General features: G+C 71.3%; 16 protein-coding genes. 4 read left to right on the forward strand and 12 right to left on the reverse strand.

Annotated elements, in window-relative coordinates:
- Position 1 precedes the first annotated feature (1 nt).
- The 8 genes from C7474_RS05245 to C7474_RS05275 form a co-directional block, all read right to left on the reverse strand.
- Entirely contained in the window at positions 2-967 is a 966-nt protein-coding gene (locus C7474_RS05245) for an AAA family ATPase (protein ID WP_121057951.1), read from the reverse strand.
- A 61-nt stretch (positions 968-1,028) separates the two neighbouring features.
- Positions 1,029-6,992, reverse strand: a complete 5,964-nt coding sequence (locus C7474_RS15000) for an Ig-like domain-containing protein (protein WP_158597304.1) — start codon at positions 6,990-6,992, stop codon at positions 1,029-1,031.
- Positions 6,992-8,134, reverse strand: a complete 1,143-nt coding sequence (locus C7474_RS05250) for a serine/threonine-protein kinase (protein ID WP_241965124.1) — start codon at positions 8,132-8,134, stop codon at positions 6,992-6,994. Before C7474_RS05250 ends, C7474_RS15000 begins: the two co-directional genes overlap by 1 nt.
- Positions 8,135-8,227: 93 nt before the next feature.
- Positions 8,228-8,878, reverse strand: coding sequence for a hypothetical protein (locus C7474_RS05255; RefSeq protein ID WP_121057953.1), 651 nt, complete (start codon positions 8,876-8,878; stop codon positions 8,228-8,230).
- Complete coding sequence (locus C7474_RS05260; protein ID WP_121057954.1) at positions 8,875-9,348, reverse strand: hypothetical protein; 474 nt, start codon at positions 9,346-9,348, stop codon at positions 8,875-8,877. The genes C7474_RS05255 and C7474_RS05260 overlap by 4 nt, the downstream gene beginning before the upstream one ends.
- Positions 9,348-10,961 (reverse strand): EI24 domain-containing protein, encoded by a 1,614-nt coding sequence (locus tag C7474_RS05265; protein ID WP_121057955.1) that lies wholly within the window; start codon positions 10,959-10,961, stop codon positions 9,348-9,350. Before C7474_RS05265 ends, C7474_RS05260 begins: the two co-directional genes overlap by 1 nt.
- Positions 10,961-11,386 (reverse strand): hypothetical protein, encoded by a 426-nt coding sequence (locus C7474_RS05270; protein WP_121057956.1) that lies wholly within the window; start codon positions 11,384-11,386, stop codon positions 10,961-10,963. Before C7474_RS05270 ends, C7474_RS05265 begins: the two co-directional genes overlap by 1 nt.
- A gap of 73 nt (positions 11,387-11,459) precedes the next feature.
- Positions 11,460-13,070 carry a dolichyl-phosphate-mannose--protein mannosyltransferase gene (locus tag C7474_RS05275; protein ID WP_121057957.1) on the reverse strand — a complete coding sequence of 537 codons (1,611 nt, stop codon included), beginning with the start codon at positions 13,068-13,070 and terminating at the stop codon, positions 11,460-11,462.
- A gap of 56 nt (positions 13,071-13,126) precedes the next feature.
- Here C7474_RS05275 and rsmI point away from each other — a divergent pair, with 56 nt between their 5' ends.
- Positions 13,127-13,945, forward strand: a complete 819-nt coding sequence (gene rsmI, locus C7474_RS05280; protein ID WP_121057958.1) for a 16S rRNA (cytidine(1402)-2'-O)-methyltransferase — start codon at positions 13,127-13,129, stop codon at positions 13,943-13,945.
- A 179-nt stretch (positions 13,946-14,124) separates the two neighbouring features.
- On the opposite strand, the gene C7474_RS05285 is transcribed toward rsmI, so the two are convergent.
- The 4 genes from C7474_RS05285 to C7474_RS05300 all read right to left on the reverse strand — a co-directional run bounded on the left by C7474_RS05285 (position 14,125) and on the right by C7474_RS05300 (position 20,076).
- Positions 14,125-15,048 (reverse strand): sugar ABC transporter permease, encoded by a 924-nt coding sequence (locus C7474_RS05285; RefSeq protein ID WP_121057959.1) that lies wholly within the window; start codon positions 15,046-15,048, stop codon positions 14,125-14,127.
- Positions 15,048-16,670, reverse strand: coding sequence for an ABC transporter permease subunit (locus C7474_RS05290; RefSeq protein WP_121057960.1), 1,623 nt, complete (start codon positions 16,668-16,670; stop codon positions 15,048-15,050). The genes C7474_RS05285 and C7474_RS05290 overlap by 1 nt, the downstream gene beginning before the upstream one ends.
- Positions 16,671-16,746: 76 nt before the next feature.
- A complete protein-coding gene (locus C7474_RS05295; protein WP_121057961.1) occupies positions 16,747-17,979 on the reverse strand; it encodes a sugar ABC transporter substrate-binding protein in 1,233 nt (410 codons plus the stop codon).
- Between the two features lie 72 nt (positions 17,980-18,051).
- Positions 18,052-20,076, reverse strand: coding sequence for a beta-galactosidase (locus tag C7474_RS05300; RefSeq protein ID WP_121057962.1), 2,025 nt, complete (start codon positions 20,074-20,076; stop codon positions 18,052-18,054).
- A 184-nt stretch (positions 20,077-20,260) separates the two neighbouring features.
- Between C7474_RS05300 and C7474_RS05305 the strand changes: the two genes are divergently transcribed.
- The 3 genes from C7474_RS05305 to C7474_RS05315 all read left to right on the forward strand — a co-directional run bounded on the left by C7474_RS05305 (position 20,261) and on the right by C7474_RS05315 (position 23,876).
- Positions 20,261-21,274, forward strand: a complete 1,014-nt coding sequence (locus tag C7474_RS05305; RefSeq protein WP_241965125.1) for a LacI family DNA-binding transcriptional regulator — start codon at positions 20,261-20,263, stop codon at positions 21,272-21,274.
- A gap of 48 nt (positions 21,275-21,322) precedes the next feature.
- Positions 21,323-22,897 (forward strand): methionine--tRNA ligase, encoded by a 1,575-nt coding sequence (metG, locus tag C7474_RS05310; RefSeq protein ID WP_121057963.1) that lies wholly within the window; start codon positions 21,323-21,325, stop codon positions 22,895-22,897.
- Positions 22,898-22,994: 97 nt separating this feature from the next.
- Positions 22,995-23,876, forward strand: a complete 882-nt coding sequence (locus tag C7474_RS05315) for a TatD family hydrolase (RefSeq protein ID WP_121057964.1) — start codon at positions 22,995-22,997, stop codon at positions 23,874-23,876.
- Positions 23,877-23,912 lie beyond the last annotated feature (36 nt).

Genomic DNA, 23,912 nt, shown 5'->3' on the forward strand with positions numbered 1-23,912 from the left:
GTCAGTCGCCCTCTCGCTGGCTGGGCGGCACGGTGTCGAGCATGACCTGGCCGATGACGGCGCCGGCGGTGACCCCGTCGAACTCCGCCTCGGGGTCGAGGATGAGGCGGTGCGCGAGCACGGGCTCGGCGAGTGCCTTCACGTCATCGGGGGTGACGTAGCCGCGGCCGTGCGCGACCGCCCAGGTCTTGGCGGCCTTCGTGAGGGCGAGTGCGCCGCGGACGCTCACACCGAGCCGCACCTGCGTCGCCAGCCGGGTGGCTTCGACGATGCGCGCGATGTAGTCGAGCACCAGGGGATTCAGGTAGACGTCGCGGGCGATGTCGGCCATGCCGACGACCCCCTGCGGGGTGATGACCGGCGAGACGTCGCGGCGGGCGGTCGCGGTGCCTTCGAGGATGCGGACGGTGGCGGCGTGGTCGGGGTAGCCGAGGGTCGTCTTCATGAGGAACCGGTCGAGCTGCGCTTCCGGCAGCCGGTAGGTGCCGGCCTGCTCGACCGGGTTCTGGGTCGCGACGACCAGGAACGGCACACCGACGCGGCGCGTGACGCCGTCGACGGTGACCTGCCCCTCCTCCATGACCTCCAGCAGCGAGGACTGGGTCTTGGGTGAGGCGCGGTTGATCTCGTCGGCCAGCACGATGTTCGCGAAGATCGGTCCCTGGTGGAACTCGAACGTGCCGCCCCGCTGGTCGTAGACGGTGATCCCCGTCACATCGCCGGGCAGCAGGTCGGGGGTGAACTGGATGCGGGTGCTCGTGCCCTGCACGGACTGGCCCATCGCGCGGGCGAGGGAGGTCTTGCCGGTTCCCGGCACGTCCTCCAGCAGCAGGTGGCCCTCGGAGAGCATCGCGGTGAACGCCAGCTCGATGACGTGCCGTTTGCCGAGCACGACCTGTTCGACGTTGTCGACGAGCTTGGCGAAGGTCTCCTGGAACCAGGCGGTCTGCTCGGAGGTGACGGTCATCGGGGTCCTCTCGGGGAAGGCGGCGAAGAAAGGGGAGCGGTGACGGCCGCGAGGCGGCCGGTCACGGCGCGGGCGGTTCAGGAACCGGCGGCGCCGGGGGAGCGGGTGGATCGGGCGGGTCGGGCGGCGCGGGCGGCGCGGCGCACTCGAGCACGTAGGCGTCGCGGCCGACGAGACCGTCGAGTCCGGTGAGCGCGCCCTGCCAGCGCAGCTCGTAGGTCCACGTGACGACGCCGTCGGCGTCGGTCGTCGAGGAGGTCGTCAGGCTCCGGTCCGCGCTGTTGGCCGCGAACACCGGCTGCGGCGGCTCGGCGTCCTCGCTACGGCATTCGGCCGGGAAGCTCACCCGCGCCGTGTAGGCGGCTCCGGTGGGTGCGACGACGACCGGCTCGCTGCATCCGAACGTCGCCTCGCAGGCAACGGCCGTGATCGTCCCCGGGTTCGCACCGAGGGAGAACAGCGAGGCGAAGTCGGTCGTGTCCGCGCTCCCGGCCCGGTAGCGCACGGTGAACGGCGCGTCGGCACGCAGCGACGGCCCGCTGATGCGCTCCCACGTGTACATGGGGCGGTCGGGGCTGCGGGTGGGACGCTCGTCGATCGTGTAGGTCGCGTCGCCGCGCGGCGGTGCGATCGTGCCGGTCGGCGTGGCGCTGCCGCTCTGCTGGGTGGTGCCGAACGCCGTGCTGCCGCGGTACTCGGTCACGGCGCACGCCGAGACCGACTTCTGCTGCCACAGCGGCGCGGAGAACGTGCGCGTCGCGGTGCCGCCCGCGGCGGCGACGTTCTCGGTCGGGCGGCAGACGGCGCCGTCGGTGAAGCCGACGAGGATGCGGTCGCCGACGCCGTTCGCCGTCACCGTCGCCGTCGCGGTCACCGAGCCGCTGCCGCCCGACCCCGACGCCGTGACGTCGAGAGTGAGCGCGGGCGCCCCGATGCCGTTGGCGCGGAACGACAGGGCGGATCCGGACTGCGAGCCGCCCGGGACGGTCGGCAGGTCGAAGCGGGTGAGCGGGGTCGCGGTGAGGGTCGTCGGGGTGTTCGCGCCGACGTTGTAATCGCGGAAGACCACGGTGTCACCGCGTACCGGCTGGGTGACCTCGCCGCCGGCGCCACCGGCGAGGCGGACGAACCCGGTCGAGGCGTCCAGTCCGCCGACGGTGATCGTGGCCAGACCCCCGGCGGGCGCGTTGGGGGTCGGCTCGAAGCCCGCGCTGGTCGGCGCCGCCGGCGACGCGTACGACCACGCGGTCACCTGCACCACCCCGCGCGACTCGCCCACGGCGTTGAACGCGCGCGCCTGGTAGGTCAGCTGCTGGCCGGCGGGCGCGCTGATCGGCGGGCAGACCCCGCCGGCGTCGCAGGTGGCGACCACGGCGCCGTCGAGGGTGATCCGGTACCCGTCGACCGACGGGTACGACGGCGAGCCGCCGATGACGCGCAGGGTGACGCCGGTGCCGGTGTAGCCGGTCCAGTCCACGCGTGTCGGCGCGGAAGGCAGGCCCTGCAGGTCGAGGGTCACGCGGCCGTCGCGGTCGCCGCTGGACTGGCGGCCCTGCGCGTCGGCGACGGTGAACGACGCGGTGCAGTCGGCGGCGCCGGGGGTGTCGGCTCCCCACGACGCGCGGATCACGCCGGTGCCGGCGGTGCGGAAAGTCACTCCGGGGCAGGCGACCGGGTCGGTCACCGAGACGAGGGCCAACGGCGTGCCCGGGAGCGGATTGACCTCGCCGCCCGCACCGATCACCGTGATCGTGCACGACGTGTTGCCCGACGCCTGCGAACACGTCTGCGCGGTCGAGCCGCCCTTCGGCAGCAGCGAGGGGGCCGGTCCCACGACGAGGTTCAGGGCGGCCGGGCGGGCGTTGGGATGACTGGGCAGCGTGACCGCCGCCGCCTCCTCCCGACCGGGGCGTGCGGTGTCGGCCGCCGTGATCGTGACCTGTCGGCCGTCGCGCACGACGGTGAACTGGTCGCCGCGGTACGACAGGTCGTACTGCAGGCTCGGGTAGTCCTCCTTGCCCGCCCAGCCGACCATGTCCTGCAGGTCGTAGGTGCCGGTCGAACCGGGACTCACCGTGATCGACGCGCTGCGGAGGATCGGCTCGGGCTGTTCGGCCTCGATGTCGACCCGCACGGTCAGGAACGTCCAGTCGTCCTGGATGTCCAGCCGCACCGGCACGACGCACGTGTCGGTCCACGGGGAGCCGGAACCGGCCGTGTACCGGATCGTGGTGCCCGACGCGACCGCGCACTGCGCGGCAGGGCGAGCACCTCCGGCGCGCACGCCGTCGCCGTCGACGACGAGGCTCGCGCCGTCGGGGACGGCGACGGCGGCGGCCATGTCGAGGTCGGCGGACTGGTTCTCGAGCACGTCGATGCGCCCGGCATCCGCGCGCAGGCCCAGGCGGATGTCGCGATCGCCCGGTACGCGCAGGAACCCGTACGAGGTGACGGGGCGACCGTCGAAGGAGGTACCGGTCACCTCGAACGGGATCAGCAGCGACTCCTCGGGCACCTCGCCGGAGATCTCCCAGCCCGACACGCGGATGCCCGGGTGCGTGCCCCACAGCGACAGGCTGAGACCGGAGACGTCGCCGGTGTTCCACGAGACCTTGCCCTGGAGCACGTCGATCCCGTCGGCGAACGCGTCGCGGGTCTCGATCGTGAGGGTCGTGTCGGCGACCGTGGGGTAATCGGCGACCGGGTCGCGCACCACCTTGACGACGATCATGCCGATCGACGTGTCGCGCGCCTCGTTGACGACCGTGTACGAGAACGAGAATGTGCCGGTCACCTCACCGGCCCGCAGCGTCACGGCGTCGCCGTCGATGTCGCCGATCATCCCGGCCAGCTGCGCGTACTCGTCGGTGCCGGGTACCGCATTGGGGGCGACCTCGACGAGCGAGAGCGCACCGCCGGCGGGGTCGATGTCGTTGTCGGCGGGGCGCAGCACGGCCTGGCTCGCGCTGCCGGCCTGCAGCTGCAGGTAGTCGCTGAAGGTCACGGGGCTCGGGTCGGATTCCGCCGCGAGCACCCCGACGCGCACCTGCGCGGTCCCCGTCGCCCCCTCGGCATCGCGCACCTGGTAGCTGAACGCGTCCTGCCCGCTGAAGCCCTCCCGGCTCGTGTAGACGATCGCGTCGCCCTCCGCCGAGATCGCGGCGGTGCCCGCCGCCGGCTGCGTCGCGATGCGGTCGAGGGTGACGGCGTCGCCGTCGGGGTCGGCGGCGAACGCGTCGAAGGGGATGCGCACCGACTCGCCGCTGAGGACACGTCCCTCGAGGATGCCGGGCAGCGGCGGACGGTTCGACTCGTCGCCGACGACCGTCACGATGATGCGGGCGTCGTCGACGGCCTCGGGGAAGCCGAGCCGGAAGATGCGATAACCGATGGCATAGGTGCCGGGGGTGTCGGGGGCGAGATAGCGCACCGTGCGCCCGGAGGCGAAGGCGAGGCCGGCACCCGACTCGTTGACGATCTGCGACGGGTCGAGGGAGATGAGCGCACCGGCCGGTGCGGAGTCGTTGCGGAGGGCGGGGATGTCGATCTGCGCCCCGGCACGCACCGTGACGGCGTCGTCGACGGCGATCGGGCGCGACGCGGTCGGCGGCGGCAGCAGGATGACGGTGAGCTCGCCCTCGGCGGTGGCCGCGGCGCTGCCGGAGCCGTCGGAGAGCGTGTAGCGCACGACGCCGAGGCGTCCCGGCTGACCCGAATCGGTCGAGCCGCTGACCCGGATGATGCTCTGGCCGACGAGGTCGACCGACAGCGAGGCGAGCGGATCGCCTTCGGGACGCAGGTCGCTGACGAGCAGCACGAGGCCGGACGGATTGACGACCGGGCCGAACACGTCGACCGCGGTGTCCTCACTGGGGCGGACGAAAGCCGTGAGCGGCGGCGTCGAGATGACGGCGGCGGCGGGGTCGCGCAGCGTCACACGCACGATCCCGGCGACCTCGCCCCGCGAATCGCGCACGGTGTACTGCACGAGGTAGGAGCCCGCCGCAGGAGCGCTGAACTCCATCGTCAGACCCGTCGCGTTGGCGGTCACCGCGGCGCCGGCCTCGTCGAGCACCGCCGTCTTCGTCAGCTGCGGCGGGCCGGCGGCGCCGGTGACGTGCGAGGTCACGTCGATCTCGACGGGGGAGCCGGCGACACCCACGACGGCGAAGCTACCGGCGGTGAGCTGCGGTGAGCCGGTGACCGTGACGGTGAACGTCGACTGGGCGGTCGCGCCGCGGGCATCCGCGACGGTCACGGTGATGGGCGCCTCGAACTCGGCCTCGGCGTTCGGGTCGTCGTGCTGATAGGAGACGGTGCCGTCGGGCTGCGCGGCGACGGTGCCCTGACCCGCACCGACCGCATCGACGAGGTAGAGCGGGTCGCCGTCGGGGTCGACCCAGCCGCGGAGGGCGTCGACGGTGACGGTCCCGCCCGGCACGACGCTCGGCTGTGGGGCGGTCGCGAGGCACCCGTCGACGCCGCACCACACCGGCGGGCTGTTCTCGCCCTCGTCGCGCACCGTCAGGGTGACAGTCGCGGTACCGGAGTACAGGCCGTCGGCGCTCGTGCCGTCGGTCACGCGGTAGCTGAAGCTCGCCGAGCCGCTCGCTCCATCGGCGACAGCCACCGCGAGCTGCTGCTCGGCGCCTGCGAACCCGACCGTGCCGAAGGCGGGATCCAGCCCCGTGACGGAGGAGGGGTCGATGCTGAGGACGTCCTCGTTCGGGTCGTGGTCGTTCAGCAGCACCGGCAGGATCGCCGACGAACCGGCACGGACGCCGAACGCGTCGTCGACGGCGACGGGGGGCTTGGGGTCGATGACCCGCTCCGAGACGGTGTCCTGCTCCGGGGAATTCGTCGCCTCGGCCTGCAGATCCCACTGCTGCGAAGAGGGGATCAGCTCGCCGTCGGGCACGCGCCACACCCACCCCGACGACTGCTCGTTCAGGGCGATGCGCGTGGCGTTCGCGATGAACTCGGGCACGATCTGCTCGCCGAGCGCACCGGATCCGTAGTCGAGGTCGCGGAGCACCTCGTCGCCGCTGGACCAGAGCAGGCCGTCGCCGGAGCCGTCGCGCAGCCAGGCGGCGTAGACGACACCGTCGAAGGTGACGGGAGCCGCGGGCGTGCCGGTGCTCTCGTCGACCACACGCCGCGTCGTCCCGGCATCCGTGTCGACGAGGATGAGCCCCGCGGCATCCGCAATGTACGCGGTGCCGGCGGCGTCGCCGGCGCGCTGCAGCCGTGCGCCGACCTGGGCGTCGGTGCCGATGGGCTCGTCGCGCCCCTGCACCCGGATGTCGCCGGTGGTCTCGTCCAACAGCAGCCAGCGGTCGCCGGCTGCGCTCAACTGCACGGAGGCGGGCGCTCCCGGCACCGGATCGTCGCCGAGGACGCGGCCGGTGCGGATGTCGGCGCGGATGATGCGTCCCTCGGCGGCGGAGTAGGCGTACACGATACCCGACGGGGTCGCGGCGATAGCGTCGGCGGAGAAGCGGGGACGCTCGGCGCCGGGCTCGACCTCGACGTCGGAGTACGGGTCGACGGCGAGGGCCTCTCCGCCGCCGGAGAGGGTGGCGACGGAGACGGCGCCGAGGTCGGTGCGGAAGGCGAGGAAGTCGCCCGCCGCGCTGACGGTGTCGGTGCCGGCGGGGGTGCGGGTGTACGCGTCCTCCGTCGTCGCCGTGAGGTCGATCGGGGCGGCCAGGTCGACATCGGCGAACTGCGTGTCGCCGTCGCTGAAGACGAACACGCGGTCGGAGGTCTGCGCCAGCGCGCTCGCGTTCTCGGCGGTCCTGACGGTGTCGAGTTCGCCGAGCTCGAGGTTGACGCGCGCATACCCGTCGGCCGCGCCCGTCTGCACGGCCCAGACCGTCCCGTCGTCCAACGGCGTCTGTCGAGCCTCGAAACCGGGCCAGACGACCGCGAGCGTCACGACGAGGGCCGCGACGATGGCGACCGCGCCAGCCCCGACGAGCGTGCCGATCCGCGGCCGCGGGCGCGGCTGCGCGCTCCCGGCCATCAGCCGCCTCCCCACAGCATCGCGACGAGCGCCGCGGCGCCGCCGAGGAGCAGGATCGCGGCGCCCGACAGGGAGAGCACGAGCGGCAGGCGGGAGCGGCGCGCGGGCTCGGAGCCGGCCAGCACCGTCCCGTCGTCGGGGGCGCGGCGGGTCGGGGCCGCGGGGGCGCGGCGCGGGCGCGGGGAGACGTACTCGACGGTCGGGCGGGACGGACCCCGGGGACGGTCGTCGGCGAAGTCGATGGCGCCGCCGGCGGCGGCCCACTCGTCGTGGGCGACCTCGAGGGGGGTCGCGGGCAGACCGAGGGCGAGTTGGGCGGATTGCAGGTCCTGGGCGAACTCGACAGCGGTCGCGTGGCGGGCGCCGGGGTCCTTGTGCATCGCCCGCGCGAGCACGGCCTCGAGGTCGGCCGGCACGTCGCCGCGCCCGGTGGGGGTGTAGGTGGCGCGGCGGATGCGGGTCTTCAACGCCTCCCGGGTGTTCTGGCCGCTGCCGGGACGCTCGAACGGGCTGTGGCCGGCCAGGAGCGAATACACCGTCGCACCGAGCCCCCACACCTCGGCGGCGATCGAGCCCGAGATCTTCTCGTCGATGATCTCGGGCGCCGACCACGGCACCGACATCGCGAACACCTCGTCGGCTCCCTCGCGTCCGCCCACCGCGGCCGCGATGCCGAAGTCGCTCAGCACGGGCGCGCCGAAGGTCGTCACGAGGATGTTGGACGGCTTGATGTCTCGGTGCAGCAGACCCGAACGGTGGGCGGTCTCCAGGGCCGAGGAGACCTTGATCCCGATCTGCAACACCTCGGCGACCGGGATCACCTCTCGCCGGTAGCGGGTGGTGAGCGAGGTGGGGCAGAACTCCATCACGAGGTAGGGCCGGCCGTCGGCCGAGATGCCCGCCTCGTAGATCGTGAGGATGCTGGGGTGCGAGCTCAGCCGGGCCATGATGTCGGCCTCGGCGTTGAACATGCGCAGCAGGCCCTCATCGACGATGTCGCGCAGCAGCACCTTGACGGCGACGGGGCGGCGGGGGAGGTTCTGCTCGAACAGGAACACGTCGGCGAAGCCGCCGGTGCCCAGCGGACGGACATACGTGAACCCGGCCAGGACCGGTGGCGCGGAAGGCAGACGACCGGCCACGGTCAGCCGTCCGTCTCGGGATATCCACGGCCGCTGAACACCCCCTCAGCCTAGAGCGCGCGGGGGCCCGGAACCGGCAGGTCTGCGCCTCGATCAGGAGGCTGCGCCGTCGACGGCGAAGCGGGACACCTCGACGATCGCGTCGAAGTACGACAGCAGGGCGTTCGGGATGTCGCCCAACGGCGTCGACAGCACCGCCAGCACGAGGCGCTTCGAATCGGGCCGCGGGTACCAGTACTGCACGACGAGCCGTCGACGGGTGAACTCCTGACCGGCCTCGCTCTCGACCTGCACCTCGACGCGGTGCACGCGCACGACCTCCCCGCCGCCGAACGGGCGGCGGACGGCGGTCGGCGCGAGCTCGGGGGCGATCGTCGGCAGGCTCGCCTCGAGCACCGCGAGCACGCGATCCGGCGCCGTGCCGATCGCGGGGCTCATCCGGACCCGATCGTCGTCGTAGAGGGTGAGCGTCGCCGACATGGGATCGCCGGGGCCGAGCTCGGTCTGCAACAGCAGCAGGCGGCCCTGCGCCGCGCGCGCGGCGCGGGCGGCCTCGACCAGATCGTCGCGCATGCGTCGCCGCGCCGTCGCGTGCTGGTCGGCGGCCCCGAGAGTGCCCCGCGCGACTGCGGTCGCCGACGCGCGTGCGGCGTCATCCGATTCCAGATCGACTCGCCACCACGTGCCGATGAGGCGGAAGACGAGCTCGGCGTCGGCGGGCGGCTGCGTGCGCGGATCGGTCACAGCGCGTCGAGGTCGCCGCGCATGAGGGTGAGGGCGCCATCGTACAGCGGCGTGAGAGCGTCCGGCAGCCCGTCCACGGCCACCGAGATGTCGAGGATGTGGCTCGCCTCGGTGTCGTCGCGGGCGAGGAAGGTCACCTGGTCCACATCGTCGGGGAGCGTGTCGCGCACGGCCGTCAGCATCGCCGTGAGCGACTCGGTGGTGACCGGGTCGTCGCCCGAGACGACGACGGCGACCGTGAGAACGCGCGCCGCACCGGACTGGTTCTCGACGATGCCGGTGTCCTGCACGCGCGGTTCGGCGGCCATGACCGCGGCCCGCATCTCGGGGAACGTCACGGTCTGCTGCCCTTCTGTGGTGACGGGTGTCGGCTCGACGGGGCCGGCGGGTGCGCACGCCACGAGGGGTGCGCACACGAGGATGAGGCCGAGGAGCACGGCGCGCGGGGCGCGTCGAGGCGGGTGCGGCATCAGTCCTCCTTCCACGAATAGTAAGTCGAGTCATAACCGTAGGCCGACTCGTCGCCGATGAAGTATCCGGAGAGGGCGTCCTGGGTAGAGGTCGGTACCTGGGAGATGCCGTCCTGGAGCGTCTGGTTGTAGGCGGCCGCATTATGGATCCCCGACACCCCGGCCGCCGCGAGCGGCGACGCCTGCTGGATCGTCGTCCAGTTCGGCGTCTGCTGCGCATACCCGCCGGTGCCCACGGCGATGGTGCTGTCCAGTCGCGGAACCGGATCCCAGTCGTGCTGCACGGAGACCACTTTCGTGGTGGACGGGATCGGCATGCTGTCGATCGGCGCGCCGGCGACCACGACGGCATCCCAGGTGTAGTCCGAGTTGTAGGCCGCGAGGTGACCGGCCATGATCCCGCCTTGGCTGAACCCGACGAGCATCACGGGGTCATCGGCGCCCACGCCTGCCTGCTGCATGGCGGCGAGCACGGCGCGTTCGTACTGCGACCGCAGCGAGGGCGTGAGCATCAGCGCGAGATTGCTGTCGAGGTCGTTCACGGCGCCCTGGTCACCGTTGAAGCGGGACAGCCACTCCTGCGTGCTCGGGAGCGCCACGCGCCAACGCACGACGCCGTCGGCGTCGACGACTTTCGTGACCTTGATGACGGTTTCGTCGGCGCTGTCGTTCGTGAGGTGGCCGAGCGAGTCGACGTAGCCCGCATCCTTGAGGACGTGCGCGAGATCGCTCGGCTCGCCGCGGTCGGTGAGCTCCTCGTCGCTCGTGCGGTCGTACTCGTCCACCGCCGGGTCCTTCTTCGTGACGTCCGACAGGATGCTGCCGAGCAGGAACCCCGCGAGGATCCCGACGACGAGTGCCGCGATCATCGGCCCGATGACCGGGATCAGCGACAGCAGCGCGTACACGAGCACCAGGATCAGGACCGTGCCGAGGATGGCCAGCACCGTCGCCACGAGACGTTGCAGCTCGTCCCACAGGTCTTCGAGGAAATCGCCGATCCAGCGGCCCAGATCGTCGAGGAAGCCGCCGATCTCGGCGAAGAAGTGTCCGACGCGATCGAGCCAGCCCTCGTTGGTGGCGTCGAGCGCGCTGTCGATCAGGCTCATGGCCCGCTGCGCCGCGGCCTCCATGTCGCGGCGGGCGGACTCGTGCTCCTCCCGTGCGGTCGTCCTGGCGGAGTCGTACCGATCGGCGGAGCGGCGCGCGTCGTCCAGACGGCGCTCGGCGGCCTCGATCGTGCCGGCGGGAGCGTCCGCATCCTCGAGGCTGCGCAGATGCCGGGTGAGCGTCGTGACCTGCGTTTCCGCCTGTGCGCCGTAGCGCTCCGCCGTGGCTTCCGCGGCGTCGGCGGCGTCGGCGCGGCGGTGTGCCGCACGCAGGGCCGCGGCGTACTCGACGAGCGCGTCGGCGGTGCCTCGGTAGCGACCGTGCGCATCGTCCAGGTCGCGCGCGACCTGCCCGCTGCGCTCGCGGATGGCATCCAGGCTCTTCGCGGTGCTCGCGTAGGCGAGGGCGCGCAGATCGTCCGCGGCGCGGTCGATGCGGCTCGCGGATGAGACGTAGGTCGCGGCGCGGTCGGCGAGCGCGTCGGGGTTTCCGGGCAGAGCCATCAGCCGTCACCCGCCGGTGGGGTCGGAGCCGGGCCGGGGGACGGGGACGGGGTCGGACTCGGGGAGGGGGCGGCTGCCGGCGTCGTCTGCGCCTCGGCGATGGCGTCGTCGATCTCGCGCGTCAACGTGCCGTCTCCGACGGCGGAATCCTGCAGCGATGCGGCGAGGTCCGTGTCGAGGTCGTCGAAGGTGTCGATCACCGCGCGCAGGTACTCGGCGATGAAGGTGAGGTTCTCCTCGAGTTCGCCGCGGGCGATGTCCCACTTCTCCCCGAAGTCGCGCACCTTTCCGGCGAGCCCGTCGTGACCCGTGTAGGTCGCGGTCTCGTCCGCGATCCGCTCCGCGCCGGCGAGGTCGCCCGCGATGCGCTCCGCGCGCGACGCGCTGGAGAGCACCTCGGTCACGTCGATCTTCAGATCCGCCATGCCGCCTCCTCTTCTGCCACCACGCTAGAGGACGCACACCGCGATCGGCGATGGGGCGCACTGCCCATCCGCCTCAGACCCAGCCCTGCATCCAGTTATGGAGGCGGTAGAAGTCGTAGGGCACCTGCATGCCCGACCACAGCGGATACCAGAACGCAGACAGCAGCAGGGTCACGGCGAGGAACACGAGCACGACGCGCTGACCGGCCAGGCGCCGGACGGGATCGGGTGCACCGGTGCCGCCGCGGGCGAGATCACGCAGCGCGAAGGTGAGCGCCAGCAGCAGGAACGGCCAGATGACGATCGTGTAGAACTGGAAGATCGTCCGCTCCGGGTACAGCAGCCACGGCAGCCAGGTGGCCGCGATACCGACGAGCACGAGCGCGGGACGCCAGTCGCGGGCGACGATGAAGCGGTAGATCAGGTAGACCGCCGCGATGACGGAGGCGTACCACAGCAGCGGGTTCGGCATGCTGTACAGCACCTCGAGGCAGCCGTTCGCGCCGCCGGTGCAGCCCGCCTGACCGTCGGTCGTGACGTTCGCGTACATCGAGGTGGGGCGCACGAGGAACGGCCACTGCCAGGCGGGGCTGGCGTAGCTGTGCGGCGTCTTCATGCCCGCCATCGAGCCGTAGATCGTCTCGTGATACTTCACGAGGTTCTGCAACGCGAGCGGCAGCCACGAGAACGAGCCCGAGCCGGCCCGACCGTCGAGCGCGTGACGGCCGTAGCCGCCGTCGGTGGTGAGCCAGCCGATCCAGGAGCCGAGGTAGACGACCGCGGCGATCGGCACGAGCAGCACGAACGCCACGAGACCCTGGCGGACGGCATCCATCGGCCAGTACCAGACACCGGCACGCCGACGGGCCAGGGCGTCGGTGACGACGACGTAGAGCCCGAGCGCCGCGAGCACCCACACCCCCGACCACTTCACGGCCGTCGCGGCGCCGGCCGCGGCGCCGGCCGCGAGAAGCCAGGGGCGGTTCCAGAGCACCGGCCCCCACGGCACACGCGTGTCGGGATCGGCATCCGCCCCCCGCCGCAGCGCGACCAGCGCGGCGAGTCGGTCGAGGTGACGGCGCCGGTCGAGCACGACGAACCAGCACGCGAGCAGGGTGAAGAAGGTGAGGAAGATGTCGAGCAGCGAGACGCGGCTCATCACGATCGCGAGGCCGTCGACGGCCATGAGGCCCGACGCGACCGAGGCGAACACGATCGAGCCGGTGAGGCTGCGCGCCACGAAGTACAGCAGCAGCACGGTGGCCGTACCGAACAAGGCCGCCGCGATGCGCCAGCCGAACGACGAGTCGGCGCCGAAGAGGGCCATGCCGAGGCCGATGAGGTACTTGCCCAGCGGAGGGTGCACGACGAAGCTGCCGTCGGTGGTGAAGATGTCGGTGTCACCGGCGGCGAACTGCGCGTCGGCGCTCTCGGGCCAGGTCGCGGCGTAGCCGAGCAGCCACTGGCTCCACGCGTCCTTGACGTAGTACGTCTCGTCGAACACGAGGCTGTGCGGGTGCCCGAGGTTCCACAGCCGCAGCGCGGCGGCGAGGAGAGTGATGAGCGTCGGCGCCAGCCAGCTCCACAGGCGCAGTCGCGCCGGGTCGGCGGTGACACGTGTCCACCAGCGGTCGAACCGCGACGGCCGTACGGTTGGCAGCAGCGGCTCGGCGGTCGTCGTCACGCCGACAAGCTTAGGGTCCGCGGCGGCGCGGGCCGCCCCGCGCCTAAGCTGGGCCGGTGATCATCCTCGCGGCGACACCGATCGGAAACCTCGGCGACGCGTCGGCGCGACTCGTGCGGGCGCTCGAGGAGGCGACCGTGATCGCCGCCGAAGACACGCGCACCACGCAGCGGCTGCTGCAGGCCCTCGGGGTCGCGAATCGGCCGCGCTTGATCGCGCTGCACGACCACAATGAGAAGCAGCGCGCCGCCGAGCTCGTCGAGCTCGCCCGCGACGACGACCTGCTCGTGCTCAGCGACGCCGGGATGCCGACCGTCAGCGACCCCGGCTACGGCCTGGTCGCGGCCGCCGTCGCCGCCGGTGTGGTCGTCACCGCCCTTCCCGGCCCGAGCGCCGTGGTCACCGCGCTCGCCGTCGCGGGCCTGCCCACAGACCGCTTCACATTCGAGGGGTTCCTGCCGCGCAAGCCGGGGGAGCGCGCATCGATGCTGCGGGCGCTGTCGGCCGAGCCGCGCACGATGGTGTTCTTCGAGGCCCCGTCTCGGCTGGAGAGCGGCCTGGCCGCGATGGCGCAGGCGTTCGGCGGCGACCGGCACGCGGCCGTGTGCCGCGAGCTCACGAAGCTGCACGAGGAGGTGCGGCGCGGCCCGCTCGACGAGCTCGTCGCGTGGGCGGCGGGCGGCGTGCGCGGCGAGATCGTCGTCGTCGTCGCCGGGGCTCCGGCGCGGGCGGTCTCTGCCGACGACGCGCTCGCCCAGGTGCAGGCGCTCGTGGCCTCCGGCATCCGTCTGAAGGAGGCCGCCGCCGAGGTCGCGCAGCAGACCGGCCTCTCCGCCCGCGACCTGTATCAGGCGGTGCTCGCGACGCGTCGCTGACCGGCGCGGGGCGTTTCGACTCGGCCTGCGGCCTCGCTCAACGACCGGGGGCGTGTCATCGGGGCGTTTCGACTCGGCCTGCGGCCTCGCTCAACGACCGGGGGCGGTGCCCCCGCGCAGCGTCGGGGGGTGCGCCTCCCGGTCGTTGAGCGACGAGCGCAGCGAGGAGTCGAAACGCGTCAGCCCTTCACGGAGCCGGCCGTCAGCCCGCCGATGATGTACCGCTGCAATGTGAGGAACAGCACGAGCACCGGGATCGAGGCGAGGATCGCGCCGGCGGCGAACAGGCCCCAGTTGCTGGAGAGCTGGTTGGACACCCACTGGTACATGCCGACGGCGAGGGTCCAGTTGTCCTCGGAGACGAGCACGATCTTCGAGATGATGTAGTCGCCGAACGACGCGATGAAGGCGAGCAGTCCCACGACCGCGAGGATCGGGGTCACCAGCGGCATGATGATGCGCCAGAAGATCTGCGCATGCGTGGCGCCGTCGATCTTCGCCGACTCGTCGAGCTCCTGCGGGATCGTGTTGAAGAACCCGTACATGAGGAACGTGTTCACACCCAGCGCGCCGCCGAGGTAGATGCAGATCAGGGCGACCTTGGAGTTGAGCCCCAGCATCGGGAACACCTCGCCGAGGGCGAGCAGCATCAGGAAGATGGCGACGAAGGCGAGCGCCTGCGGGAACATCTGGATGATGAGCAGGCTCGTCAGGCCCATGCGGCGTCCGCGGAAGCGGAACCGCGAGAAGGCGTACGCGGCTGCGGCGCCCATGAGCACCGCGCCGACCGCGGCCGAGATGCCGACGATGAGGGTGTTGGCGTACCAGGTCCAGTACCGCGTCGTGCCGAGCTGGGCGTAGTTCGACAGGTCGAACGCCGAGAACAGGGCGTTGGATGCGGCGAGCGATCCGTTCGGGTTGAACGAGGCCGACACGATGTAGACGAGCGGGAACACCGCGTAGAAGAGGATGACGAGGGCCAGCAGGTACTTCCAGCCCACCTCCAGCGCCCAGCGCTTGCGGACGGCGCCGCGGCGCGAGGCGTCGAGCGTGATCTTCGGGGCGCCGCCCTTCGCGGGCGCCGTCTGTGCGGGAGCGGACATCACTGGTACTCCTCGAGCTTCTTGGTCTGGCGGAACGCCAGGGCGGAGATGACGCCGACCACGATGAACACGAGGATCGACAGGGCGCTGGCCAGGCCGTAGTCGGCCGCGCCGCCGGCGACACCGGAGATGTCCCAGATCGCGGAGATCAGGATGTCGGTGGAGCCGAGCGCGTACGGGGCGCCGGGGATGGCCGGGCCGCCGTTGTTGAACAGGTAGATGACGGTGAAGTTGTTGAAGCTGAACGCGAACGACGAGATCAGCAGCGGGGCCGTCGCCACCAGCACGAGCGGCAGGACGATCGAGCGCAGCTGGCGGGTCTTGCCGGCGCCGTCGATGGATGCCGCCTCCAGCGTGTCGGCCGGCAGCGCCTGCAGGGCGCCGGTGCACACGAGGAAGTAGTACGGGTAGGTCAGCCACACGTTCACGAACAGCACCGCGATGCGGGCCAGCCACGGGTCTCCGAGCCAGTCGATGTTCGCCCCGCCGAAGAACAGGTCGTTGATGACGCCGAACTCCGCATTGAACATGCCGCGGAACAGCAGCGCCGACATGAACGCCGGGAATGCGTACGGGAGGATGAACAACGTCCGCAGGATCTTGCGCCCCTTGATGCGGTCGTCGTTGAAGATGAGGGCGAACAGCAGGCCCATCGCGAACGGGATGAGCACCGACAGGATCGCCCACACGAACGTCCACAGCGTCACCGAGGCGAGTACCTGGAACATCGCGGGGTCGGTGAACAGCCGCAGGAAGTTGTCGAACCCGACGTTGACGACCCACCCGGTCGGCAGCGCCGTGCCGTCGTCGGCGACGAAGTTGCCGCTCTCGGTGGCGTGGTAGACGGTGCCGGTCGCGGTGTCGGTGACGGTCTGGGCGCCCTCGTCCCATTCGAGGGTCGAGAGGTACACCGAGCCGGTCGAGCCGTCGCGGGTGCGGATGGAGCCGTCGTTCGGGTCGTCGGAGACGGGGACGCGCAGCTCGACCACCTCGGCCTGCAGGGCCTGGTCGCTCAGCAGCTGGTTGCGGGAGACGATCGTCCAGCCGGGGACGTCCGCCGGGGCGCCGGATGCCGCGCCGTCGGCGACCGTCTCCAGCGGTTGGTCGGGGGAGCCGGCCTTCACGTCGCCGTCGTCGTTGATGGCGAATCCGAGCTCGCCGCCGCGTTCGACGATCGCGAGCGGGTAGGTGGCGGCGCCCTCGACCCGGCGCTCGCCCTGTGAGAGCGCAGCCTGAACGGCCTGCTCCTGCGAGCCGACGTGGCCGGCGCCGTAGTTGGTGAAGGCGATGTAGGCGGTGTAGCCGAAGACGAACACCTGGAAGATCAGGAGGAACGCGAGGCCGGGAAGCAGGTACTTCAGCGGCAGCGCGCGCTTGGTGAAGTAGACGATGTCGGCGGCGACGAGGAGGATGATCGCGACCGACGCGATGATCCAGGATTCGGCCTGCACCGCGGCGACGATGCCCATGAGGCCGAAGGCGTTGATGACCGCCATGATGGCGAGCTTCACGAGGAAGCCCCAGCCCAGGCCGCTCCAGCGGCGGCCGTGCGGCTCACTGCCGCGACGGGACGGCGCCGGCGGTGGCGCGACGTCCGAGACGGTGCCCTGCGGGACCGACATAGGGATCTCCTTCGTCAGAGTTCTTCAGAGGGGTTCCCGAGGGCGGGGGAGCGCGTCCCCCGCCCTCGGGACGGGATCAACCGACTGTGGCCTGCAGGTCGCTGACCATCTTCTCCCAGGTGCCGACGGGGTCGGCGCCCTTGATGATCTGCACCTGAGCGGCGTTCCACAGGTCCCAGACCGAGCCCATCTCGGGGATGTTCGGCATCGGGACGCCGTTCTCCGAGGAGGCGACGAAACCGGCGATGACCGGGTCGGAGGAGACCTCGTCGGCGAGCTCGGTCCACGCCGGGATGCGCGGGTCGGCCTCGTACAGAGCCTTCTGCGCGTCGTAGGTGGCGAGGTACTTCGTGAGGAACTCCTGCGCGACGAGCGCGTTCTTGCTCTGCGAGCTGACGTAGAAGCCCTGCACGCCGACGAACGGCGACGCCGTCTCGCCGCCAGCGGACGGGATCGGGTTGACCTTGATGTTGACGCCCTGCGCGGTCAGCGCCTCGACCGCCCACGGACCCTGCACGGTGTAGGCGGCCTTGCCGGACGCGAACAGCTCGTTGTTGGTGTCGTAGTCGATCGTGGTGGAGATGTTGCCGGTGCCGGTCTCGCCGTTGGCGCCGAGCCACTGCGCGAACGCGTTGCCCGCGTCGCCGCCCATGCCGACCTCGGAGGTGTAGCCGCCCGAGCTGTCCTGCACGAACACCGGGGCGCCGAACGAGGTCTGGAAGCCGTACATCGTGTATGCGTCACCGGTCTGGCCGGCCGTGTTGATGACGATCGGGCGCTCGACACCGGCGGCCTGACCCTTGGCGATCATGTCGTCCCACGTGGCGGGGGCGTCCTCGCCGACGAGGTCGCTGTTCTGGATGAGCGCGATCGTCTCCTGCGAGTACGGCAGCGCGTAGAGCTGGCCGTCGTAGGTGAACGCGTCGCGCGAGACCTGCGAGAAGCTGTCGGCGACGTCGGTGAGGTCGATCGTCGAGACGACACCGGCCTGCACGAGGCTGCCGAGCCAGTCGTGCGCGCCGATCGTGATGTCGGGGCCCTCACCGGTCGGCACCTGGTTGGTGAAGTCGTTGCGGATGTCCTCGAAGTTCTTCTGGACGAGTTCGATCTTGCCGCCGGTCTCGTCCTCGAACGCCTTCGCGGCGGCCTCGATGGCCGGCTTGCGGTTCTCGTCGGTCCAGACCGTGAGGGTGACGCCGCTCGCGTCGGGAGCGTCGCCGCTCTCGGCCGGGGCGGAGCTGCCGGAGCAGCCCGCGAGCAGAAGTGTGGTCGCCGCCAGTGCGGCGACGCCGATGCCCATCTTGCGCATGGATTTTCCTTCCTTGGTGGATCTCAGTGCGGTGTGGTCAGGACCATTCCTGGCCACGTGGTGCGGAACCGATCAGGGCTGATCGGCTCCCTGGGCTGCGTGCGGCGAGCGGACGACGACCACGTCGCCTGCCGCCACCTCCAGCGTGCCCTCGGCGACGGCCTGTGTCAGCAGGTTCGTCCCCGAAATTTGCAACGAAACGGTCTCGTCCGTGTGGTTGATCGCGACCGTGTAGTCCGCCGCGTCGCCGCGACGGGTGATGACCTCGAGCCCGGTGGGGTGACCGGCGGGTCGGATGCCGGCATCCGCATACGCCTGGTCGAGGATCGCGGCCAAGCCCGCGGCGTCCGGGCGGGTGCTGATGTACCAGCCCGCGCCGGCGCCGTGCGCGTGGCGGGTGACGGCCGCGCGTCCCTCTGCGGGACCGCCGAGGTATGTGCCGCGCACGTCCGCCCCGGCGAGCACGAGGTCCTCCTGCCAGACGTCGGTGCTCAGGCGCACGCCGTCGAAGGAGATGTCGTGGCGGTCGCCCGCGCGCAGCGGCAGGTGCTCCTCGACGCGCAGGCCCAGGGCCGGCTGCAGCGGAGCGGCGAAGCCGGCCGGGTGCACGGCGTCGTTCTCGTCGACCACGCCGGAGAAGAACGAGACGACAAGGGTGCCGCCGTTCTCGACATAGCGGACGAGGTTCGCGGCGTCGGCGGCGCTCAGCGCGTACTGCGCGGGGGCGAGCACGAGCTTGTAGCCGGACAGGTCGTGGCCGGGGAGGGCGAAGTCCACCGTGATGCCGTCGCGCCACAGCTTCTCGTAGAACGCGCGGATGCGCTCGTCGTGGCTGACGTCCTCGGAGGGGCGCCATTCGAGGTCCTGCGCCCAGAACGATTCGAAGTCCCACAGGATGGCGACGTCGGCGTGCACGCGGGAGCCGCGCACCTCCTCGAGGGCGCCGAGCTTCGCACCGAGGTCGACGACTTCGCGGAACACGCGGGACTCGGTGCCGGCGTGGGGGAGCATCGCGGAGTGGAACTTCTCCGCGCCCGAGCGCGACGCGCGCCACTGGAAGAAGAGGATGCCGTCGGCGCCGCGCCCGAGGTGCGACAGCGAGTTGCGGGCCATCTCGCCGGCGCGCTTGGCGACGTTGCGCGGCTGCCAGTTGACGGCGGACGTGGAGTGCTCCATGAGGATCCAGGGAGCGCCGCGGCCGACGGAGCGGCTGAGGTCGGCGGCGATCGCCAGGCCGATCTCGCCCTCCTCGTCGGCGGCCCAGAGGTAGTGGTCGTCGGAGACGACGTCGACGACATCCGCCCACGCCCACAGGTCGCATCCGCCGTGCTGGTTGGCCATGAAGTTGGTCGTGATCGGCCGGTCGCTGTGGGCGCGGATCGCGTCGCGCTCGGCGATGAAGCACGCGCGCAGCTGGTGGTCGGTGAACCGCGCGAAGTCGAGGCGCTGCGACGGGTTGATCACACTGGGCGCGGTCGCGGGGGCGCCGATGTGGTCCCATTCGCCGTAGTGCTGGCCCCAGAACGCCGTGCCCCAGGCCGCGTTGAGCGCGTCGAGCGTGCCGTACTTCTCCTGCAGCCAGCCGCGCCAGGCGCGCACGGAGTGGGGGGAGTAGTCCTCGCCGACGGGCACGCCGTACTCGTTGTGCACGTGCCACAGCACGACGGCGGGGTGGTCGCCGTAGCGCCGGGCGAGCTCGGTGGCGATGCGCACCGCCGCCTCGCGGTAGGCGGGGGCGGAGTGGGAGGCCATGCCGCGGGCGCCGAAGCCGAGCGGCACGCCGTCGCGGGTGACGGCGCGGGCGTCGGGGTGGTTCGCGAAGAACCATGCGGGCGGGGAGGCGGTGGGGGTGCCCATGTCGACGGCGATGCCGTTCGCGTGCAGCAACTCGACGACCTCGTCGAGCCACGAGAAGTCGAACTCGCCCTCGCGCACCTCGACCAGGCCCCACGCGAAGATGCCGATGCTCACCAGGTTCACGCCGGCCTCGCGCATGAGGGCGACATCCTCACGCCACGTCTCGCGCGTCCACTGCTCCGGGGTGTAGTCACCGCCGTAGGCGATTCCGGGGAGGGAGGGCCAGTGGTGCGTGGTCATCGTGCTCGTCTTCGTCGTCGGTGGGGACCGGTCGGCTGTAACCGGTCACAGTGGCCCATCCAGCGTAACCCGCGCCTCGGCGGCCTGTCACGCGGATGCGGAGTGGTGTTACGCAACTGTGACCGTTCACAGGGTCTGTGGCCTGACCTCGCGGCGGCCTCGTCTGCGGCGGTAGGCTCGGCGCGTGGGTTCCATCGACAGCACACGCAAACCGACGATCCGCGACGTCGCGGCCGTCGCCGGCGTGTCGTACGGCACGGTCTCGAGGGTCATCAACGGCGGGCACTGGGTCTCGCCTGAGGCCCGCACCGCGGTGGAGGACGCCATCCGCTCGACGGGATACACCGCCAACCACGCGGCCCGCAGCCTTGCGACGGGTCGGTCGAACTCGCTCGCATTCCTGCTCACCGAGCCCCAGCACCTCCTCTTCTCCGACCCGACCTTCGCGCTCCTGCTGCGCGGCGCCACCGAGGCCCTCGCGTCGCGCTCGATGACGCTCGTGCTGCTCATCGCCGACGGCGCGAAGGAACAGCATGAGATCGAGCGCTACGTGCGCGCCGGCCACGTCGACGGCGTGCTGCTGGTGTCCTCGCACGAGTCCGACTCGCTGCTGGCCTCCCTCGTCGCCGCCGGCGTGCCGACCGTGTGCACCGGCATCCCGCTCGGCCGCGGATCGAGCGTGCCCAACGTCTCGGTCGACGAGGCCGAGTCGGCGCGCATGATGACGCGGTACCTGCTCGATCAGGGCCACCGGCGCATCGGCGTGATCACGGGCCCCGACGACACTCCGGGCGGCCGCTTCCGCCTCGTCGGCTTCCGCGACGAGATGGGCGACCTGTTCGACCCCGACCTCGTCGAGCAGGTGCGGTACGAGGCCGTCGAGGGTGAGGCCGCCATGACGCGCCTGCTCGAGCGGGCGGCCGACATCGACGCGGTCTTCGCGGCATCCGATGTCATCGCGGTCGGCGCGATCGCGGCCCTGCGCAAGGCCGGCAAGTCGGTGCCCGGCGACGTGGCGGTCGCCGGATTCGACGATTCGGGACTGGCAGCCACCCACGATCCGCCGCTCACGACGGTGCGCCAGCCGTGGTCGCAGATCAGCCACGAGATGGTCGACATGCTGCTCGACGTCATCAACGGCCGCTCCCCTGAGCCCGTCGTGCTGCCCACGAGCCTCGTCGTGCGCGAGACGGCCTGATCCCGTCACACGCCGGGCTGGTACCGCGCCCGCACCTAGAATCGTCGGGTGAGCAACGGCCGTTCCTTCTACATCACGACACCGATCTACTACCCGAGCGATCTGCCCCACATCGGGCACGGGTACACGTCGGTCGCCGTGGACACGCTCGCGCGGTGGCACCGCCAGTCCGGCGACGACACCTGGATGCTCACCGGCACCGACGAGCACGGTCAGAAGATGCTGCGGGCCGCCGCCGCGAACGGGGTGACTCCGCAGGAGTGGGTCGACCGTCTCGTCACGCAGTCGTGGTTCCCGCTGCTGGAGACGCTCGGCGTGGCCAACGACGACTTCATCCGCACGACGCAGGCCCGTCACGAGGAGCGCGTGCAGCAGTTCGTGCAGGCCCTCTACGACCGCGGCTACATCTACGCCGGTGAGTACGAGGCGCTGTACTGCGTCGGCTGCGAGGAGTTCAAGCCCGAGGCCGAGATCGTCGACGGCACCGGCCCGTTCGAAGGTCTCAAGGTCTGTGCGATCCACTCCAAGCCGCTCGAGCTGCTGCAGGAGAAGAACTACTTCTTCAAGCTGAGCGAGTTCCAGGACCGCCTGCTCGAGCTCTACAAGACCGAGCCCGACTTCGTGCGCCCCGATTCGGCGCGCAACGAGGTGGTCTCGTTCGTGAAGTCGGGCCTGAAGGACCTCTCGATCTCGCGGTCGGCCTTCGACTGGGGCATCCGCGTGCCGTGGGACGACGCGCACGTCATCTACGTGTGGGTCGACGCGCTGCTCAACTACGCCACTGCCGTCGGCTACGGCACCGACCCCGACCAGTTCGCGCGCCGCTGGCCCGCCTACCACGTCGTCGGCAAGGACATCCTGCGCTTCCACGCCGTCATCTGGCCCGCCATGCTGATGGCGGCCGGTCTCGATGTGCCCCGCGGCGTCTTCGCGCACGGCTGGCTGCTCGTCGGCGGCGAGAAGATGTCGAAGTCGAAGCTCACCGGCATCGCGCCCACCGAGATCACCGACGTGTTCGGCTCCGATGCGTACCGGTTCTACTTCCTGTCGGCGATCGCGTTCGGCCAGGACGGCTCGTTCTCGTGGGAGGACCTGTCGGCCCGCTACCAGGCCGAGCTCGCCAACGGCTTCGGCAACCTCGCTTCGCGCACGATCGCGATGATCGAGCGCTACTTCGAGGGGATCGTCCCGCCGGCCGGTCACGAGCTGACGGATGCCGACCGCGCCGTGAAGGAGGTCGTGCGCTCGGCGGCGGCCGACGCCGACGCCGAGATCGAGCGGTTCCGCATCGACGGCGCGATCGCCGCGATCTGGCGCATCGTCGACGAGCTCAACGGCTACATCACGCTCAACGAGCCGTGGGCGCTCGCCAAGGACGACGCCCGGCGCGAGCGCCTCGGCACCGTGCTCTACACCGCCGCGGAGGGCCTGCGCGCCCTGGCCGTGCTGCTGTCGCCCGTGATGCCGGTCGCCACCGAGAAGCTGTGGATCGCGCTGGGCGCGGCCGAGACGCTCGGCCGGCTGCAGGACCAGCCGCTGCGGGAGGCGGGCGAGTGGGGCGTGCTCAAGCCGGGCACGCCGGTCAACGGCCTGTCCCCGCTGTTCCCGCGCGTCGAGCAGTGATGGCGTTTCGACTCGCTGCGCTCGCTCAACGACCGGGTGCAGAGGCGTCGCAACCCCCGGTCGTCGAGCGACGAACGCAGCGAGGAGTCCAAACGCCATGACGACCGACCCGTCCCAGTACGTCCGCACCCGCGAGAAGGGCACGCGGGATGTGACCTATCCGGCCGCGCCCGAGCCGCTCGCGGTGCCCGTCTACGACAACCACGCGCACCTCGAGATCGAGGACGGCGTCGGCCTGTCGCTGGACGAGCAGCTGGAGCGGGCGGCATCCGTCGGCGTCGTCGGGGTCGTGCAGGCCGGCGGTGACATCGAGTCCAGCCGCTGGTCGGCGTGGGCGGCCACGGCGCACCCGCGAGTGCTCGCGGCCGTCGCGATCCACCCCAACGAAGCCCCCGCCTACGCCGCGGCCGGTCGGCTCGACGAGGCGATCGCCGTCATCGACGAGCTCGCCGCCCAGCCGCGCGTGCGGGCGATCGGGGAGACCGGGCTCGACTTCTTCCGCACCGAGGAGGACGGCCTCCCGGCCCAGTTCGAGAGCTTCGAGGCCCACATCGCCCTCGCGAAGAAGCACGGCGTCGCGATGCAGATCCACGACCGCGACGCCCACGACGCCGTACTGGAGACGCTGCTGCGGGTGGGCGCGCCGGAGCGCACCGTGTTCCACTGCTTCTCGGGCGACGAGGCCATGGCGCACGTCGCGGCCGAGCGCGGCTACTGGCTGAGCTTCGCGGGGAACGTGACGTTCAAGAACGCGCAGAACCTGCGCGACGCGCTCGCGGTGACCCCGCGCGAGCGGATCCTCGTCGAGACCGATGCGCCCTTCCTCACGCCGACGCCGCACCGCGGCCGGCCCAACGCGCCGTACCTCATCCCGGTGACCCTGCGCTTCATGGCCGCCGAGCTCGGTGTCGACGTCGACGAGCTCGCCGCGCAGGTCGCCGCGAACACCCTCGAGGTCTACGGCGCCTTCGAGGACTGAGTGCGAGTACCTCTCGCAGTTGTGGTCACATCGACG

The sequence above is a fragment of the Microbacterium telephonicum genome (genome assembly GCF_003651225.1).
In the GTDB taxonomy this organism is placed as follows: Bacteria; Actinomycetota; Actinomycetes; order Actinomycetales; family Microbacteriaceae; genus Microbacterium; species Microbacterium telephonicum.